Source organism: Microcoleus sp. B3-A4, assembly GCF_036705385.1.
Taxonomy (GTDB): domain Bacteria; phylum Cyanobacteriota; class Cyanobacteriia; order Cyanobacteriales; family Microcoleaceae; genus Microcoleus.
In genome coordinates this window covers 46,957-61,655 of record NZ_JAUBUI010000034.1, presented here as the reverse complement: position 1 = coordinate 61,655, position 14,699 = coordinate 46,957, and the positions used below count along the sequence as shown (strand labels likewise).

Below are 14,699 nucleotides of genomic sequence, written 5' to 3'. Positions count from 1 at the left end.
AACTAATTATTAAATGGAACAGAAAAATAAAAAATAAAGGTAACTTAGTTAATGCAGTTTAGATGTTTGACAGCTTAGGCATCCAGCCGAGTTATCCCAAGCTAATTTGCAAATTCAATTTGAGTCAATAGTTAATCTCAATCCAGATTTAATCGATTGGCTGAAGTGGATGACACAACCGAGTTTGAATCGCCGTCTAGCATCTGCTGGGGAGGCGCTGAAAGCCTTGGAAAATCCCCGCCAGCAAACAGATATCTCGGCGATTAGACAAAAACCGTTTGGGAGTAGGATTGAACTGAAGGAAGATGGGGAGAATCTAGAGATTCTGATTCCACCCAAAAGGTTGACTTTTGGGAGCGCCTTCTGGATATTGATAGGAACGTTGTTTTGTTTGGGGCTAGTTTTATTGGCTTTTATATGTATAATAAACGTAATTATAGGCCACCTTGAAGTCGGTTTTATGTTGGTGTTTTTAATTGTTTTGGTAGGCACTGGTTTTTCTATATTATGGGAAGCGATCACATTTTTTTTCAGAGGGACTAGAATAAAGATCGATCGAAAACAGATTTCCGTGACTCACCTGTGGCCAGAGTATAAATGTCAGGTTACTCCAATTATGAATAAAAATCTTAATAATAACATTATGTATATCCGGCATTCGATGGCAAGTTCCGAGCAAGAAGAATATTATGAAACTCTAAAATTGTCTCAGCTAACCCCGCCAGAAATAGAATGGCTAGCCAATGAAATAAGTGCGTTTTCGGGCGGAAAAATTACTGTTGTATCCGCAGATAATAAGTACGTAAAAATCCCTACAGCAAAATAGGGCGATCGTCCTACTTTCTGATTCTTGCGAGTAAAAGGTATATTTAGACTTTTTTGTAGCCCACACAGGTAGATTCGAGCTATTCTAGAAACATACTTCATTCTCGATCGCATTATGGTTGCCTTACCCGATCGCCCATCGATGAGTGCAGAAGAATACCTCGCTTGGGAACCCACCCAAGAGGAACGCTACGAGTATTGGGATGGCGAAGTAGTAGCGATAGGAGGCGAAACCCGCAATCACAATCGGATTTGCATCAACTTCTTCAAGCTATTAGACGCTCGCCTTAATCTCCCCTACGAAATTTACATTATAGATGTAAAAGTTCAAGTGCAACCAGGACAAAAGTATTTTTATCCTGATGTTGTAGTAACTTGTGATGAGCATGATAACGATCCGCAATTAGTGCAATTTCCTTCCTTAATTATCGAAGTTTTATCGCCTTCCACAGAAGCAGCAGATCGCGGCATTAAATTTGCTAAATACCGCCAATTTTCAACATTGCAAGAGTATGTCTTGGTGCAAGTTGAACAGCCAGGAGTAGAGATATTCCGGCGCAATCAACAGGGGCAATGGGTTCTCTCCGAGTATGGTTTGGGCGATTCCTTGCAACTTGAATCGGTGAATCTAGAAATTGCGATCGCCGATTTATATCGCCAAGTACAATTTTCTTAAAAATTCCGCTATTAAGGGATTGGATATTAATTATCCTAGGTATTTTTTTTATTATTTGAACGAACCGCGAAGGCGCTAGAGCGCGAATAAAGAACAGTATCTTCTTCTTTGTCTTTCTTCGCGTCCTTAGCGCCTTCGCGGTTCATTTAATCTTACTCCAGATTCGTAAAAACCCGGTTTCTGGGCCCCGATGGGTCAGTCAAATTTAAACTTAGATGTTGCACCATTCTCAATAAGCTTTTTAAGCACAGGCAAGATTCCTGTTCCACAAGAAAATTTACTCTTTGTGGAACAGGCATCTTGCCTGTTCTTGAGAATGGTGCAAAATGTAAAATTTAAACAAACTGACCCGTAGGAGTCGATCGCACCCGACGAATTCCAATCACCGACGGCATCGGCGATCGACGCCGATCGTTCTCAATGTTACTCGGCCACAAACTGCCGCGAGAAACACTACGAGCCTGATTAAAAACAGCACCGTTCAAATCCAACATTTCAATTTGCCGACTCAGTACAGTACCATCATCGATCGGGCTATCTTCCCCAGGGTGCTGCACCGCAAGCAACAGCGTATCTCCCAGAAAAGTCGGCCCCGTCAATTCGCATCGGTTCGGCCCGTAAGCAAACGGAATTACTGTTCCTGCATTCGGGCCGGAAGTCGGAATGTAAAACAGAAAATTGTTGCCGAAAACTCCAGTAAACTCTGCCACATTTCCTGTTTTCTTGTGGTCAATCGTCGTTGGCTTTCCAGCCGCACCGACCTCAAAACCGTTGTGCGTGCTCGTAGACATATCAGTGACACCCCAAACATTGCCTTGAGGGTCAAAAGCCAAATTGTCTACATTAGCAAATCCCGCCCCAGCTACCGAACCCGCTTCTCCACCTTGAGCCAAACGCTGCCAGCGGAACGTCAAACCCGCACCGTCGGGACTGTCTTCAATTATTTTGTAAAGTCCTCCCGACTGCTGATTGCTGTTGACTGCGCTACCATATTTCGCAACATTAAAAATGCGAGAATCTGGATAGCCGTCGCTTCCGGGTGCGCCGTCAGTATAAGCAATAAAAACTTCCTTAGTAGTAGGATTAACTTCCAAATCTTCCGGCCGCGCCGTCGGAGTGCCACCAATCAAATTAGCAGCTAAGAAAGCATCAACTAAAACCGCACCTTGGCTGCTGTAGAAATTAGCCAGAGTTTTATTTTGGTAGCCCGGAAGTGCTGTTGCTTCATTGGTTGTATCTACTACAAAAGAACCGCCGTCTTCGGTTTGACCGGCAATTCCGGCGCGTTTGGGCAAGCGAGTATTTGCATCTCTTTGAGCCTTGCCAAAACTTGCCAATTCCGCTTCGCCAACTTTAGAAGGACGCACCGGGTTTGTCGGGCTATTTAATGCCAGCGGCAGCCATCTTCCCGCACCGTTGCGGTTGTATTGGGCAACGTACAAAACGCCGTCTTCAAATAACCGGCTGTTGGTTTTATCTGCGGGATTTGTTACAGTGCCGTTGCTGACAAATTTCCAGGTGTGTCCGCCCCGCCGATCGTCCCCCATGTACACTACTAATCTGCGACCCGCTTCGGCGCGAATGGCGACGTTTTCGTGGCGGAAACGGCCCAACCAAGTGTGTTTGCGGGGGCGGAAACTCGGATCTAGGGGATCGACTTCTACCATCCAGCCGTATTTTTCGCCGACTAAGCCGAATTCCTCACCGATAGTGCCCTTGGCGTAGCTGGTTTGGCCGCCGTTGGGTTTGATATTTTCCTGAACTCCGACGAAGAATAGTTCGCTACCTTGGAAGTTTTCTTCGGCGGAGAGGATTGTGCCCCAAGGGCTTGTGCCGCCGGAACAGTTGTAGGCTGTACCGATGATTCGGTTGCCGAGTCCGTCGCTGTTGACTTGCGCGAAGACTTGGGTAGCTGCTGGACCCGTGCCGATGAGGTAGTTGTCGTCGCCTTGTCTGGTTCCCCAGGAGGTGACATCTTTGTATTTGTCGGTACGCTGGCTGTTGATGCCGAGGCCGGAAAGTCCGTGAATACGGCGGTTGAGGGAGTCGCCGGCGATCGCCTGAAATCTGCCGTTGGCTTGTTTGGTGATGCGGACGATCGAACCACCGAGATTGTACAGAAATTCGCCGAGGGTAGCCTGATTCTTTACCGATAAGTCTATACCGAGGACGGCGCGATCGGTGCTTGGAAAAGGTGCCAGATCGGACGGCGCTTCCGGCGCCACTTTCGACATCGGGAAGGATACGTACTCGTGGTTAACCCAGAGATAACCGTCGTCATTGCTGCCGCGAATGCCTACAAAGCCCGTGTAGTCGTTGTTGTAGCCGAAATAGTCTGCCGGATCGGGAAAAACTCGATCACCCCAGCGGAGAATCACGTAACGTTCGTATTCCGGCGGCACAACCACATCGTCAACAACGCTGTAACTCGTTAATCTAGTCTCCTGTGAGGCCGCCATCACGCTTCCCTGTCCCCCCGGCGCCATCGCCATGAAGCTGGGCAGTTCTCGATAAATTGGCAGCGGGTGGGGAAGTCTTACAGGAGTGAAAGATAGCGAAACTACAGCTTCGGCCGAGGTGGAATTGATGCCGAATAGTGTTTTAGTTACTTGAGGGGCAAGCACAGTGGTAGCGGCACTGCTGCCGAAGAAAATTAACAGTTGTCGGCGAGTTATTTTAGACATAAATTCCTGTTCAGCCCAACTTCCGTAATCTGATGATTCCGTATGAAACTCTATCACTGTTAAATTAAGGGAACTTAACCTGAAGATTAATTAAAATAGGGAGATATTTAGGTTAATAAAAAGTTAAACATTGTAATTGGCAACTGGTAATTGGGAATAGAGAGAGACTCAGGGAAAAATATCTATCCGTGTATCCGTGATTTCCGTGTCGTGCTGTTGGTTATTTGTTATTTGTTATTTGTTACCAATGCCCGATGCCCGATGCCCCATGCCCAATGGCCCATTACCAATATTTTAATCATCTCGAAAACCCGGATCATTTTCTCGGGATGTCGATCGACTAGGCGCAGGTGCATTAATCACTTGCGAGAACCCAGAATTTGCGCGCGAAGTATTGCCGTCTCTGAATCCCAGCAGCAATTTAGCATCCGCAAAATATCTAGTCCACTGTTCGATTCTCGCATCTTTCTGCCAGTCACGGCGCGATACTCTCGATCGCAAAACTGGAACTCTTTGTCGGCTGCGATCGGCTGTAATGATGATTGTAACTTCTGTTAATGCCGGATTTTCTTGAAACTCGCGGGCGATCGACTCTTTCGCTAAATCTTCCGCCTGCTGCACTAAACTCGCAAAAGATTGACTGCCGTCCGCATCTAAGGTAAGGTAGCGCTCTTTGGTTTCAGCCAAAGCTATCGATATACTTGCTGTTAAACTGATAATTGCTAGAATGACAGCCGACAATAAGCGTAGGTACAAATTCATTATGTTCTAAACTAAATACTAACACTTGTCAATGATAGTCAATAAAATTTAACAGCCAGTTAAACTTAGATTAAAATAATATTTTGTGTTATCATAATGCGCCCAAAATGCAGCATTTAGCGGGAAATTTTCGCAAAAATACAACTTGTATGGGCGGGTTTAACCCGAAATCTGTTTAGGTATCAAAGGATATCGATAAACCCGCCCCGCCTGGCTCTTCCCTTTTCCGTCTTCCTTTTCCTTTAAATCCGTTAAATCCGTTACACAATCCGTTGCCGAACTTCCCTCTTCCTTCTTTATGAAATCAACAAAATGTGCGATCGCCCTCGGTAGCAACTTAGGCGACTCCCTCGCCACACTCTCTAGCGCGATCGCAACCCTCAACAACACCCCAGGAATAGCCGTAAAATCTCATTCAAGCTGGTATCAAACTGCCCCCGTTGGCCCGCCGCAACCCGATTACATCAACGCCTGCGCCATCCTAGAAGTTGCACTACAACCAGAACAATTGCTAGCAAAATTATTAGAAATCGAGAGAAAGTTTAATCGAATTCGCCGAGAAAAATGGGGGCCGAGAACCCTCGACCTAGATTTGCTGCTGTACGACAATTTAATCCTAGAAACTCCGACACTGACTTTGCCTCATCCCCGGATGACCGAAAGAGCTTTTGTATTAGTACCTTTAGCAGAAATTGCCCCGGATTGGGTGCATCCGGTGACGAAAAGTGCGATCGTCCAACTCCTGCAAACCGCAGACTGTTCCGGAGTGCAAAAATTGCCCTTGTAAAAATGGAGCAAAATTCACGCATCGTACCAGTAAAAAAAAATGCAACCGTAGGTAAGGTCCAAACTGTGATAGTTATCGGTCATTCCCAACCTAAAATCTCAAATCTCAAATCTAAAATCGTATGAGATCGCCTATGATGTCTTAAATCGGTGCACTCAAACATTATTCGCTTCTCCCTTATGTCGCTCGGTCAAGAACTACCCCAACTCCTCAAACAACGCCTATTTTACCAAGGGCGCAAATTTAACTTTGACGTAGCCACCCTCCGTCTTCCCAACGGTTCCGAAGGCGAGTGGGAATGTATTCGCCACCCGGGCGGAGCACTTGCAGTTCCCGTCACACCCGAAGGTAAACTCGTCTTGGTACGCCAATACCGCTTTGCCACCAAAGGGCGAATTTTAGAATTTCCCGCAGGTACAGTCGAAATCAATGAAAGCCCCGCCGAAACAATCAAACGCGAAATTGAAGAAGAAACCGGATATCGGGCCGGAAAATGGCAGAAATTAGGGCAATTTTTTCTTGCCCCCGGTTATTCCGACGAAATCATTTATGCTTTTTTAGCCCAAGATTTGGAAAAACTGGAAAAGCCACCCGCACAAGACGATGATGAAGACCTTGAAACAGTTTTATTCACCCCTGAAGAATTAGAAAAAGCTATTTTAGCTGGGGAACCAATTGACGCGAAATCAATTTCTAGCTTTTTCTTAGCCCGTCCATTTTTGACTTAAATAGGACTGACTAAAAAAACCCGGTTTCTTATAAAGATCGTGCATCAAAGCGATAAATCTTAACTTAGGAACCGGGTTTTTTACCCCGCGTGTGTCCAGGACTGGAAAATCTAAAATCTAAAATCTAAAATCGAATGTCCGATCTAATTTTATTTTGGCACCGCCGCGACTTGCGTATTTCTGACAATATCGGACTGGCCGCAGCGCGCCAGCAAAGCGCGAAAGTAGTCGGGATTTTTTGTCTCGATCGCAATATCCTCAATCGGGATGACGTAGCCCCAGCAAGAGTCACATACATGATCGGCTGCTTGCAAAAACTCTCCTCGCGTTACAGGGAAGTAGGCAGCCAATTGCTGATAATTCAAGATGACCCGAGTCTAGGAATACCGAAACTAGCAATAGCGATAAATGCCAAAGCAGTATTTTGGAACTGGGATGTAGAACCCTACGCGAAACAGCGCGATCTGTCTGTATCAAACGCCCTCCAACAAGCAGGAATTAAAGTTCAAAATTTTTGGGATCAAGTCCTGCACGCCCCAGATGAAATTCGCAGCGGTACAAAGACTCCCTACACAATTTATACACCATTTTGGAAAAAATGGAACAGTAAACCCAAAGCCCAACCAGTAGAGACACTGCCGATAACTTATCTGGAATTAATGACTGGATTAACGGCAGAAGAACAAGAGCTGGCAAACGAAGCAGGTGCAGTGGAAACAGTGCCAACTGCTTCTAGTTTGGGGTTTATTTGGGAAAATCCATTAGTAATAGAACCCGGAGAAGATGCAGCGCAACAAAAATTAGAAGAATTTTGCGATCGGGCAATTTACCAATATCAAGAACAGCGCAATTCCCCCGCAACTAACGGTACATCCCAACTCAGCGCAGCCCTCAAATTTGGTGCAATTGGCATCCGCACGGTTTGGCAAGCTACCCAGATAGTAATGGACACTTGCCACAGCGAAGAAGCGTACACAAGCATCCGCACTTGGCAACAGGAAATAGCGTGGCGGGAATTTTACCAACACGCCATGTATAACTTCCCAGAATTAGCAGACGGCCCCTACCGTCAAGCATTCAAAGACTTTCCTTGGGAGAACGATGAAAAGCTTTTTCAAGCTTGGTGTCGAGGCAAAACTGGCTATCCTATTATTGATGCGGCAATGCGGCAGTTAAATCAGACAGGTTGGATGCACAATCGCTGCCGCATGATAGTCGCCAGCTTCCTCACCAAAGATTTAATTATTAACTGGCAGTGGGGTGAAAAATACTTCATGCAAAAATTGATAGACGGCGATCTTTGTGCTAATAACGGCGGCTGGCAGTGGAGCGCATCGAGCGGTATGGACCCCAAACCTTTGCGAATATTCAATCCGGCGACTCAAGCTCAAAAATTCGACCCGGAAGGGGAATATATTCGGCACTGGGTTCCAGAATTGCGGCGCGTTGATACTAAATTTTTGCTAACAGGAAATATTTCTTCTTTAGAACGCCGACTTCTTCATTATCCCTCTCCGATCGTAGATCACAACGAGCAGCAGCGCAAATTTAGGGAACTTTACACGCAGCAAAAAATTAAAACATCAGACTCAGAACCCCCCCTTGTTTCAGAACTCGGGGTTATAGCTGACATTATTACACCTACCTAATTAATATGTGATATCATGTTCTGTTAATTCCTATTAAAAATTTGTTTGTAGTAAGGAATTGAGTTTTTATTGACTCTATTCGAGGACTAAAGTCCTCACTACGAACTATTGATGGCTATATGAACGGAGATTTTTCCATGATTCAAACCATAATCAAATCGATAACATTTGAAGAGTTTTTAGAATGGTATTCAGATGGAAAAGGACGTTTTGAGCTACGCAATGGAGTAATAGTTGAGATGAAGCCAAATGGCGACCATGAGGAAGTTACAGATTTTCTGGCGCGTAAAATTAATGTAGAAATTGACAGTTTAAATCTTCCTTATGTAACACCTTCAACTTATTTTGTCAGACCTCCCGAAACGACCACGGGCTACCAGCCTGATATCATAGTCTTAGACAAAACAGCCTTAATTTCAGAGCCAGTCTGGAAAAAATCATCAGTTATTTCTCAAGGTAGCTCTGTCAAGCTTGTTGTCGAAGTAGTTAGCACTAACTGGCAAGATGATTACCTGGTAAAAGTGGCTGAGTATGAAAGATTGGGTATCCCGGAATACTGGGTTGTTGACTATGCTGCTTTGGGTGGCCGGCGGTTCATCGGTAATCCCAAACAGCCTACTGTCTCGATTTACCAGGTGGTTGATGGGGAGTACCAGGTTAGCCAGTTCCGAGAGGGCGATACGATTATTTCGTCTGCCTTCGGAGAACTTAATCTGACTGTGGAGAAGGTTTTTAGCTCTATAACTTAAATAAATCGGAGGTTGAAATGGTAACGCTGCAATTAAGGCAAATCAGTGTACCCCCAGGACATAGAGTGCTGTTCCATGATGTCAACTGGCAGGAATTTGAAGCAATTTTAGAAGAGTTGGGAGAACACCGTGGCTCTAGAATAGCTTACAGTCAAGGAACTTTGGAGATTAGGATGCCACTACCAGAACATGAGAAAGCTAAAATCATTATTGGCTATTTAGTGAAAATTCTGTTTGAGGAACTAGAAATCGACTTTGAACCATTTGGTTCGACGACTTTCAGGCGAAAAAGTATGTTACAAGGAATTGAGCCTGATGAATGTTTTTACATTCAGAATTATGCTCTAATGATTGGGAAAAAGCGGATAGACTTAACTGTCGATCCGCCGCCTGACTTAGCAATTGAAGTCGATATAACTTCCAAAAGTCAACTCGATGCTTACGAAGCTTTGGGAGTCCCTGAAATCTGGCGCTATGAAAATAACAAGCTGATGATTAATTTGCTTGAAGATGGGAAATATGTTGAATCTGCAATTAGTCCAACATTTCCCAATTTGCCAATTATTGAAGCTATTTCCCAATATTGCGAACAAAGTCAAACGGCGGGTACAAGTCAAACTCTCAGATTGTTTCGTAAGTGGGTTAGAGAACAAATCAGGCTTTGAGGACTGAAGTCCTCACTACAAAGTTGACCGCTGTGGCTGAGGAGGTGTGCAGCATTTGAGGTGGTTAATTAAATCAGAAATTGGGCTCTGTTCGGGGTGTGCCTCTACGCTGCTGCCCGAATTAATGAGATTTACTCTCAGGCATCCGGGTAAATAAAATCTCTTTCACAGTCGGTTCTAGGGGAAAGCTAAGGCTAGCAATATTGCCTTTGGTATCAGTTAAGAAAGATATAAGTTCTGGTCGATCGCACAACTCAGATTCAACAAAAATGTCATAGTGGTAATGTTCTAATTTATAAATAATTGAATTATGAGTTGCTGTCAAACGCTCGTCATTAATTTCAATTGATAAGATTCCGTATGCTGGATGCTCAAAATAACCTGTGTAATCTTCTAGAGGATGAGAAGGCTGGGTTCCTGTTTTACGAGAGTCAACGGCTATTTGCTCTTTGGCTTTTGCAGTAGATTCTTTGCTTTGAGCATATTTTTCCTTCATTCGTTGATTCCAAGGAGCTTCGTCTAGACCGAGCCAGCGATCGCATATATAATAAGTCACAGTATCTGGTACTGAGTTTAGAGCCATATTAGTCAGAACTACTATACCAATATTGTCTTGAGGCAGCAAAGTTGTCAGTGCAGAAAATCCATCAATATTACCGCCATGCTGAATTAAATTATGACCTCGGTAAGAGGTAATACCCCATCCCAAACCATAAAAATAATAAAAAAGTTCATTATATTCCAGCGGTTGACCGATCGCGATTTGTGGAGCGTGCATCTCGCTCAGATTACTTGGCGAGATAATTTGTTTCTCGCCATACTTACCCCGATCGAGATGGAGTAAAAGCCACTTAGCCATATCAGCAACGTTGGAATTTATCGAACCGGCTGGGCCGCTAACATCGACATTACAAAAGGGTAATCTCTCAACTTTGTCGGATTTTTCTTGATAAGGAAGTGCAAAATCATCAGCTTGTTGGGATGTCTCTACAGAGAAATTACTATCTCTCATTTCTAAAGGATTAAAAATTTCCTGTTGCACAAATTCTTCCCAGCTACTCTCTGCAATTTCACCAACCAAGTAGCCAGCGGTCATGTACATCAAACTTTGATACTGAAAAACAGTACGCAATTCGTGAGTGGGTTCGAGATATTGTAAGCGATCGAATATTTCTTTACGGGTGAAGGGACTTTTATACCACATAGCATCGTGACGGGGTAAGCCAGACCGATGAGTCACGAGGTCGCGGGGTGTCATACGTTCGGTTGCATAGAAGTCATAAAGTTTAAAAGTGGGCAGATAATTTCTGACAGGTCGATCCCAGTCTAATTTGCCGCGGTCTGCCAAAATACCCATCGCCATTGTGGTAAAAGGTTTCGTACAAGAACCGATCGCAAAGAGAGTTTGCGGTGTAACAATTAAATTTTGTTCTACATCTCGCTTTCCAAAGCCTTCACAAAAAATTATTTGGCTATCTTTAACGATTGCGATCGCCAGCCCGGGTATTTTCCACTCTTGCATCGCCTTGTTGATAAATTCACTCAGACCTTGCATGACTTTTCAGTATTGGTATAACTTTAGTTTCGCTTCTGAGAAATAGACAGAGAGTAAGGGTGTTGAGCTTGAGATCGATCGCCCACAAAAATAACATAAGTCCCCTTGTCCCCATAACCAGAAAATTCTACATTCCCCGCAGCAGCATTCGCCGGCAGCACACAGAAACGCCCCCTCGGCCCCTGAATCATCAAACTCGGAGCTCCAGCGGTTTGTACTGCAATCCGCCAGTAAGGCAAATCCTGCGTTACTTCGATGACGTGGTTCGGCCCTTGGGAGACAAAACCGCAGTCGCCGCTATTGTTCGGGCCGCCGGAAACTCCAGAAACTCCCAGCGGTTCGGGAAATCCCGGAGCAATTTGTAGCGGTTGGCTCCGAAGGGCACCGGCATCCGCTAAAATCATTGCCAAGGCTACGGTCACGATCGGGCTAAACCACAGTTTGCCGCGATCGCCCGGATAATTGATCTTCATGTTTCCTCACACAATGACATTTGGTTCTAGTTCTTTGACGGTAGGGGATAACGGCTGTTCCAAACACATTAATCTAAAATAACTTCGGAATTTTTTTATGAATCCTCAAAATAACTTCAATTGGCAGCAAGCGATCGGAGAACTAAAAGCTAAACTAGAACGATCGCCGCTCATCACACAAAATCCAGGCAGCTATCAGGCCGTCGGAACCTTATACAATCAATTACTGGACAAGTTTCAAAGACTCCCTAAACCGGGACAGGTAGCAGCCTTTGCCGTCGGAGCGATAATTATCCTGACAGTCTTCAATAGCATCGTACAGCTAATTTCGGCGCTGATGACTCTTGCCGTTCTGGGAGTGCTAATCTACATAGCGTATAAATTGGCAATTTCCCCCCAGTCCTCAAATACTAACGACAAATAATAGGAATTTCTAAATATGGCTAACCCCACCGCGCCCAGCGGGCTCAATCAACCCGATCCGTCTTGGCAAACACAATCCAAGCAAATGCCACTGCTGGTTCGCAGGTGCGGCGCTTGGGCAGTGGAAATTTCGTTAATTGCGGCCAGCGCCCTCGTTCCCTTCAGTATCGGGGCATTGGTCAACAGGGAATCTCAAACCGTGCCGCTCAATTCCTCAGTAGCAGCAGCATCCGAAACCGTCGCCCGTACCTTGGGCATACCCGTGCGCGATCGCAGCCCCAGAGTCGCACCCCTAACTAATCTATTCTGGTCAGGGGCGCTGCTGGCACCGGCAGTTTTAGCGGGGTGGCAACTGTTTTTGCTCGCCAGAACCGGTCAAACTATGCCCAAACGCTGGTTCGGGGTCAAAGTTGTCACAGCGTCGGGTACTCCTCCGGGTTTTGGGCCGGTGCTAATTCGCGAAAGTTTGGGGCGCTGGGGAGTGCCTCTGGGCGTCGCTTACGGCATTTGGCGCTTGAGCGGTGCGTTTCCAGATTTGCTGATTTTAGGGGGGCTGGGCGGCTTGGCAGTGCTCGCAGACGGGGCTTTTGCATGGCGCTACAAACGGCAAGCGGGACACGATCGCCTCGCGAATACTTTGGTGGTCAATGCTCGATCGAATCAACTGTCTGCCGATCCTGTCAAGAGTCCAGATTGGACTGAGGAAGACGCGCAGATTGCGGCTTTGGTTGTGACTCCACAAAGCGGCCTGAAAACAAATGCCAGTTTGTGGAATTGGATGCGCCAACACCCAGGCACAACTTTAGTGATAGTTACCGTCGGCAGCGCGGGATTGATTTTAACTTTGTTTGTCGGCACTCTCATCTACACTCAAAGTCAAGCAAATATGCGGGATTCCCGGCAGCGGAACGACGAATTATTTGTAGCTTTAGTTAGCAAATTGTCTCCCACATCGGCTAGCGGGGCATCCGGCAGGCGATCGGCTATTTTGGCTTTGGGGGCGGTGGAAGACTCCCGCGCCGTACCCCTGCTAGCGGATTTGCTAGCTCAAGAAGACAACCGCGCCATGTTGGACGCGATCCAGCAAGCTTTAGTCAGTAGCGGGCCGAAAGCTTTGCCTGAGTTGCAGCGGTTGAATCAAGCCCTCAGCAACGACCTCGATTCCCTGCGCTTTGGCGGCAAGGCCCCGGAACGCGAGTTAGCGGCCGCCCGCCAGCGAACAGTACAAAGGGCGATCGGCAAAATTCTCACAGTGTATAGCAGCCAACTCAACGGCGCGGATCTGAGCCGCACGGATTTAGCTCAAAGTCCTGCCGGCCCATCTCAGTTTACTTTAGTTTTAAACAAAGTTGACTTGTCGGGAATTAAGCTTAAAAATGCCAATTTAACCAATGCCAGCTTGCAGGGCGCTCGCTTTTACGGCACCGGCGAAGACAGGCGTCCGAGTACATTTGACGATTGGATTTCTGACTTGAGCGGCGCTAATTTGGAAGGAGTAAATTTGACCGGGGCGTCTTTGAACAGTGCTGTAATGAACCGCACTACTTTTGTGCGCGCTGTCATGAACAAAGCTAATTTGTCAAACGGCAATTTGAATGGAGCTAATTTCAGCAGTGCTATTTTAATTGGAGCAAATTTACAGGAAGCACTGTTAAAAAATGCAAGTTTTACCGGAGCAGATATAGGAAGCGCGAATTTGTCAGGAGCAGATTTGTCAGGTGCACGTTTGGCCAAAGTGAAGGCTCAAGGCGCTCAGTTGTCCTTGACAAATTTGTCTAAATCGGAATGGCAAGGTGCTGATTTGTCCGGTGCTGATTTGGGCGGCGCGAACTTACAAAATGCCGATTTGAGTTCGACTAAACTCGCCAACGTGAATTTAAAAGATGCTCGGTTGGAAAATGCGAATTTTCGGAATGCGGAGGTGAGTTCGGTTGATTTTAGGGGCGCGAATTTAGCGGGAGCGAATTTTAAAGGCGCTGTGTTTCTGGGGAAAACCGCTTCGGATCAATTTATTCAAAATCCGACTGGTAGTAAATCCGGTCGATTCCTAGGAGTTGATTTTGCGGAGGCTAAGAATTTAGATAAAAGTCAAATTGCTTACATTTGTTTGCAGGGAGGCCTTCATCCGAACTGCCCGAAGAAGAAGTAAGGATGGGTTGTTAGCGAGTAGGCTAATACAGTTGATGACGAAGAGGTAGGGTAATTATGAGCGTTAAGCGAATCATTTATCTCATCCTAGCAATTCTGGGTCTTGTGCTGCCTTGGTACTATAACTTGCAGTTTTTTAGCAATGCTGGCTTGCTCGACTTTATAAACGATAGTTCGGCTAATCTTGCTGCGAAATCGGTAAGTTTAGATTTGTTTATCGCAACTGTAGCAGGAAGCACTTGGATGTACGCTGAGTCAAAACGATTGGATATAAGTTTTGTAGGGCTGTACATACTTCTGGGTGTGCTTGTTTCGTTTTCATGTGCTTTCCCGCTTTTCTTGTTTGTGCGGGAAACCAAGCTGGAAAAATCAAGCGAAGTCTCCAGTTGAAAAATTGTTTCCCCGGTTAGTGCCGCGCAGCACAATAATTCGGTGCAGGCGATCGAGGTATTATATAATTTCCGGTAAAATCACCGTTATAAGTTTGTAGTGACGGCGGAAGTACTCAGAATTTTATGAGGATTAAATTCCTCACTACAAACCAACGTGATTGTTGCCGATCGAAGGGACATAAT

14 protein-coding genes are annotated in these 14,699 nt (G+C 45.7%); 10 read left to right on the top strand and 4 right to left on the bottom strand.

Going from position 1 to position 14,699, the window contains the following annotated elements:
• Positions 1-226: 226 nt before the first annotated feature.
• The gene (locus QUB33_RS15610; protein WP_333351498.1) at positions 227-826 is read left to right on the top strand and encodes a hypothetical protein; all 600 of its coding nucleotides are present in this window, start codon (positions 227-229) and stop codon (positions 824-826) included.
• A 114-nt stretch (positions 827-940) separates the two neighbouring features.
• Positions 941-1,501, top strand: coding sequence for a Uma2 family endonuclease (locus QUB33_RS15605; protein ID WP_333351497.1), 561 nt, complete (start codon positions 941-943; stop codon positions 1,499-1,501).
• A gap of 335 nt (positions 1,502-1,836) precedes the next feature.
• Here QUB33_RS15605 and QUB33_RS15600 read toward each other — a convergent pair whose 3' ends face one another.
• A complete protein-coding gene (locus QUB33_RS15600) occupies positions 1,837-4,185 on the bottom strand; it encodes a PhoX family phosphatase (RefSeq protein WP_333351496.1) in 2,349 nt (782 codons plus the stop codon).
• Positions 4,186-4,479: 294 nt separating this feature from the next.
• The gene (locus QUB33_RS15595; protein ID WP_333351495.1) at positions 4,480-4,947 is read right to left on the bottom strand and encodes a hypothetical protein; all 468 of its coding nucleotides are present in this window, start codon (positions 4,945-4,947) and stop codon (positions 4,480-4,482) included.
• A gap of 298 nt (positions 4,948-5,245) precedes the next feature.
• On the opposite strand from QUB33_RS15595, the gene folK reads away from it, so the two are divergent.
• From folK to QUB33_RS15570, 5 genes are all read left to right on the top strand, one after another.
• Positions 5,246-5,734, top strand: coding sequence for a 2-amino-4-hydroxy-6-hydroxymethyldihydropteridine diphosphokinase (gene folK, locus QUB33_RS15590; protein WP_333351494.1), 489 nt, complete (start codon positions 5,246-5,248; stop codon positions 5,732-5,734).
• Positions 5,735-5,913: 179 nt separating this feature from the next.
• The gene (locus tag QUB33_RS15585; protein WP_333351493.1) at positions 5,914-6,462 is read left to right on the top strand and encodes an NUDIX hydrolase; all 549 of its coding nucleotides are present in this window, start codon (positions 5,914-5,916) and stop codon (positions 6,460-6,462) included.
• Between the two features lie 134 nt (positions 6,463-6,596).
• Positions 6,597-8,111, top strand: coding sequence for an FAD-binding domain-containing protein (locus tag QUB33_RS15580; RefSeq protein ID WP_333351492.1), 1,515 nt, complete (start codon positions 6,597-6,599; stop codon positions 8,109-8,111).
• A 137-nt stretch (positions 8,112-8,248) separates the two neighbouring features.
• Positions 8,249-8,860: a Uma2 family endonuclease gene (locus QUB33_RS15575; RefSeq protein WP_333351491.1), complete on the top strand. Its 612-nt coding sequence runs from the start codon at positions 8,249-8,251 to the stop codon at positions 8,858-8,860.
• Positions 8,861-8,877: 17 nt separating this feature from the next.
• The gene (locus tag QUB33_RS15570; protein ID WP_333351490.1) at positions 8,878-9,525 is read left to right on the top strand and encodes a Uma2 family endonuclease; all 648 of its coding nucleotides are present in this window, start codon (positions 8,878-8,880) and stop codon (positions 9,523-9,525) included.
• A 121-nt stretch (positions 9,526-9,646) separates the two neighbouring features.
• On the opposite strand, the gene QUB33_RS15565 is transcribed toward QUB33_RS15570, so the two are convergent.
• Both QUB33_RS15565 and QUB33_RS15560 read right to left on the bottom strand, forming a co-directional pair.
• The gene (locus QUB33_RS15565; RefSeq protein WP_333144534.1) at positions 9,647-11,080 is read right to left on the bottom strand and encodes a serine hydrolase; all 1,434 of its coding nucleotides are present in this window, start codon (positions 11,078-11,080) and stop codon (positions 9,647-9,649) included.
• Positions 11,081-11,103: 23 nt separating this feature from the next.
• Positions 11,104-11,553 carry a hypothetical protein gene (locus tag QUB33_RS15560; RefSeq protein WP_333351489.1) on the bottom strand — a complete coding sequence of 150 codons (450 nt, stop codon included), beginning with the start codon at positions 11,551-11,553 and terminating at the stop codon, positions 11,104-11,106.
• A gap of 97 nt (positions 11,554-11,650) precedes the next feature.
• Between QUB33_RS15560 and QUB33_RS15555 the strand changes: the two genes are divergently transcribed.
• Genes QUB33_RS15555 through QUB33_RS15545 form a run of 3 tightly spaced genes read left to right on the top strand, consistent with a single transcriptional unit; the run spans position 11,651 to position 14,514 of the window.
• Positions 11,651-11,977 (top strand): hypothetical protein, encoded by a 327-nt coding sequence (locus tag QUB33_RS15555; RefSeq protein WP_333351488.1) that lies wholly within the window; start codon positions 11,651-11,653, stop codon positions 11,975-11,977.
• Between the two features lie 15 nt (positions 11,978-11,992).
• Complete coding sequence (locus tag QUB33_RS15550; protein ID WP_333351487.1) at positions 11,993-14,125, top strand: pentapeptide repeat-containing protein; 2,133 nt, start codon at positions 11,993-11,995, stop codon at positions 14,123-14,125.
• A 56-nt stretch (positions 14,126-14,181) separates the two neighbouring features.
• Complete coding sequence (locus tag QUB33_RS15545; RefSeq protein ID WP_333351486.1) at positions 14,182-14,514, top strand: DUF2834 domain-containing protein; 333 nt, start codon at positions 14,182-14,184, stop codon at positions 14,512-14,514.
• The last annotated feature ends 185 nt before the right edge of the window (positions 14,515-14,699 follow it).

Coding starts and splice junctions, on each gene's coding strand:
- QUB33_RS15605 (WP_333351497.1), top strand. CDS start 941: ATGGTTGCCTTACCCGATCGCCCATCGATGAGTGCAGAAGAATACCTC.
- QUB33_RS15600 (WP_333351496.1), bottom strand. CDS start 4,185: ATGTCTAAAATAACTCGCCGACAACTGTTAATTTTCTTCGGCAGCAGT.
- QUB33_RS15595 (WP_333351495.1), bottom strand. CDS start 4,947: ATGAATTTGTACCTACGCTTATTGTCGGCTGTCATTCTAGCAATTATC.
- folK (WP_333351494.1), top strand. CDS start 5,246: ATGAAATCAACAAAATGTGCGATCGCCCTCGGTAGCAACTTAGGCGAC.
- QUB33_RS15585 (WP_333351493.1), top strand. CDS start 5,914: ATGTCGCTCGGTCAAGAACTACCCCAACTCCTCAAACAACGCCTATTT.
- QUB33_RS15580 (WP_333351492.1), top strand. CDS start 6,597: ATGTCCGATCTAATTTTATTTTGGCACCGCCGCGACTTGCGTATTTCT.
- QUB33_RS15575 (WP_333351491.1), top strand. CDS start 8,249: ATGATTCAAACCATAATCAAATCGATAACATTTGAAGAGTTTTTAGAA.
- QUB33_RS15570 (WP_333351490.1), top strand. CDS start 8,878: ATGGTAACGCTGCAATTAAGGCAAATCAGTGTACCCCCAGGACATAGA.
- QUB33_RS15565 (WP_333144534.1), bottom strand. CDS start 11,080: ATGCAAGGTCTGAGTGAATTTATCAACAAGGCGATGCAAGAGTGGAAA.
- QUB33_RS15560 (WP_333351489.1), bottom strand. CDS start 11,553: ATGAAGATCAATTATCCGGGCGATCGCGGCAAACTGTGGTTTAGCCCG.
- QUB33_RS15555 (WP_333351488.1), top strand. CDS start 11,651: ATGAATCCTCAAAATAACTTCAATTGGCAGCAAGCGATCGGAGAACTA.
- QUB33_RS15550 (WP_333351487.1), top strand. CDS start 11,993: ATGGCTAACCCCACCGCGCCCAGCGGGCTCAATCAACCCGATCCGTCT.
- QUB33_RS15545 (WP_333351486.1), top strand. CDS start 14,182: ATGAGCGTTAAGCGAATCATTTATCTCATCCTAGCAATTCTGGGTCTT.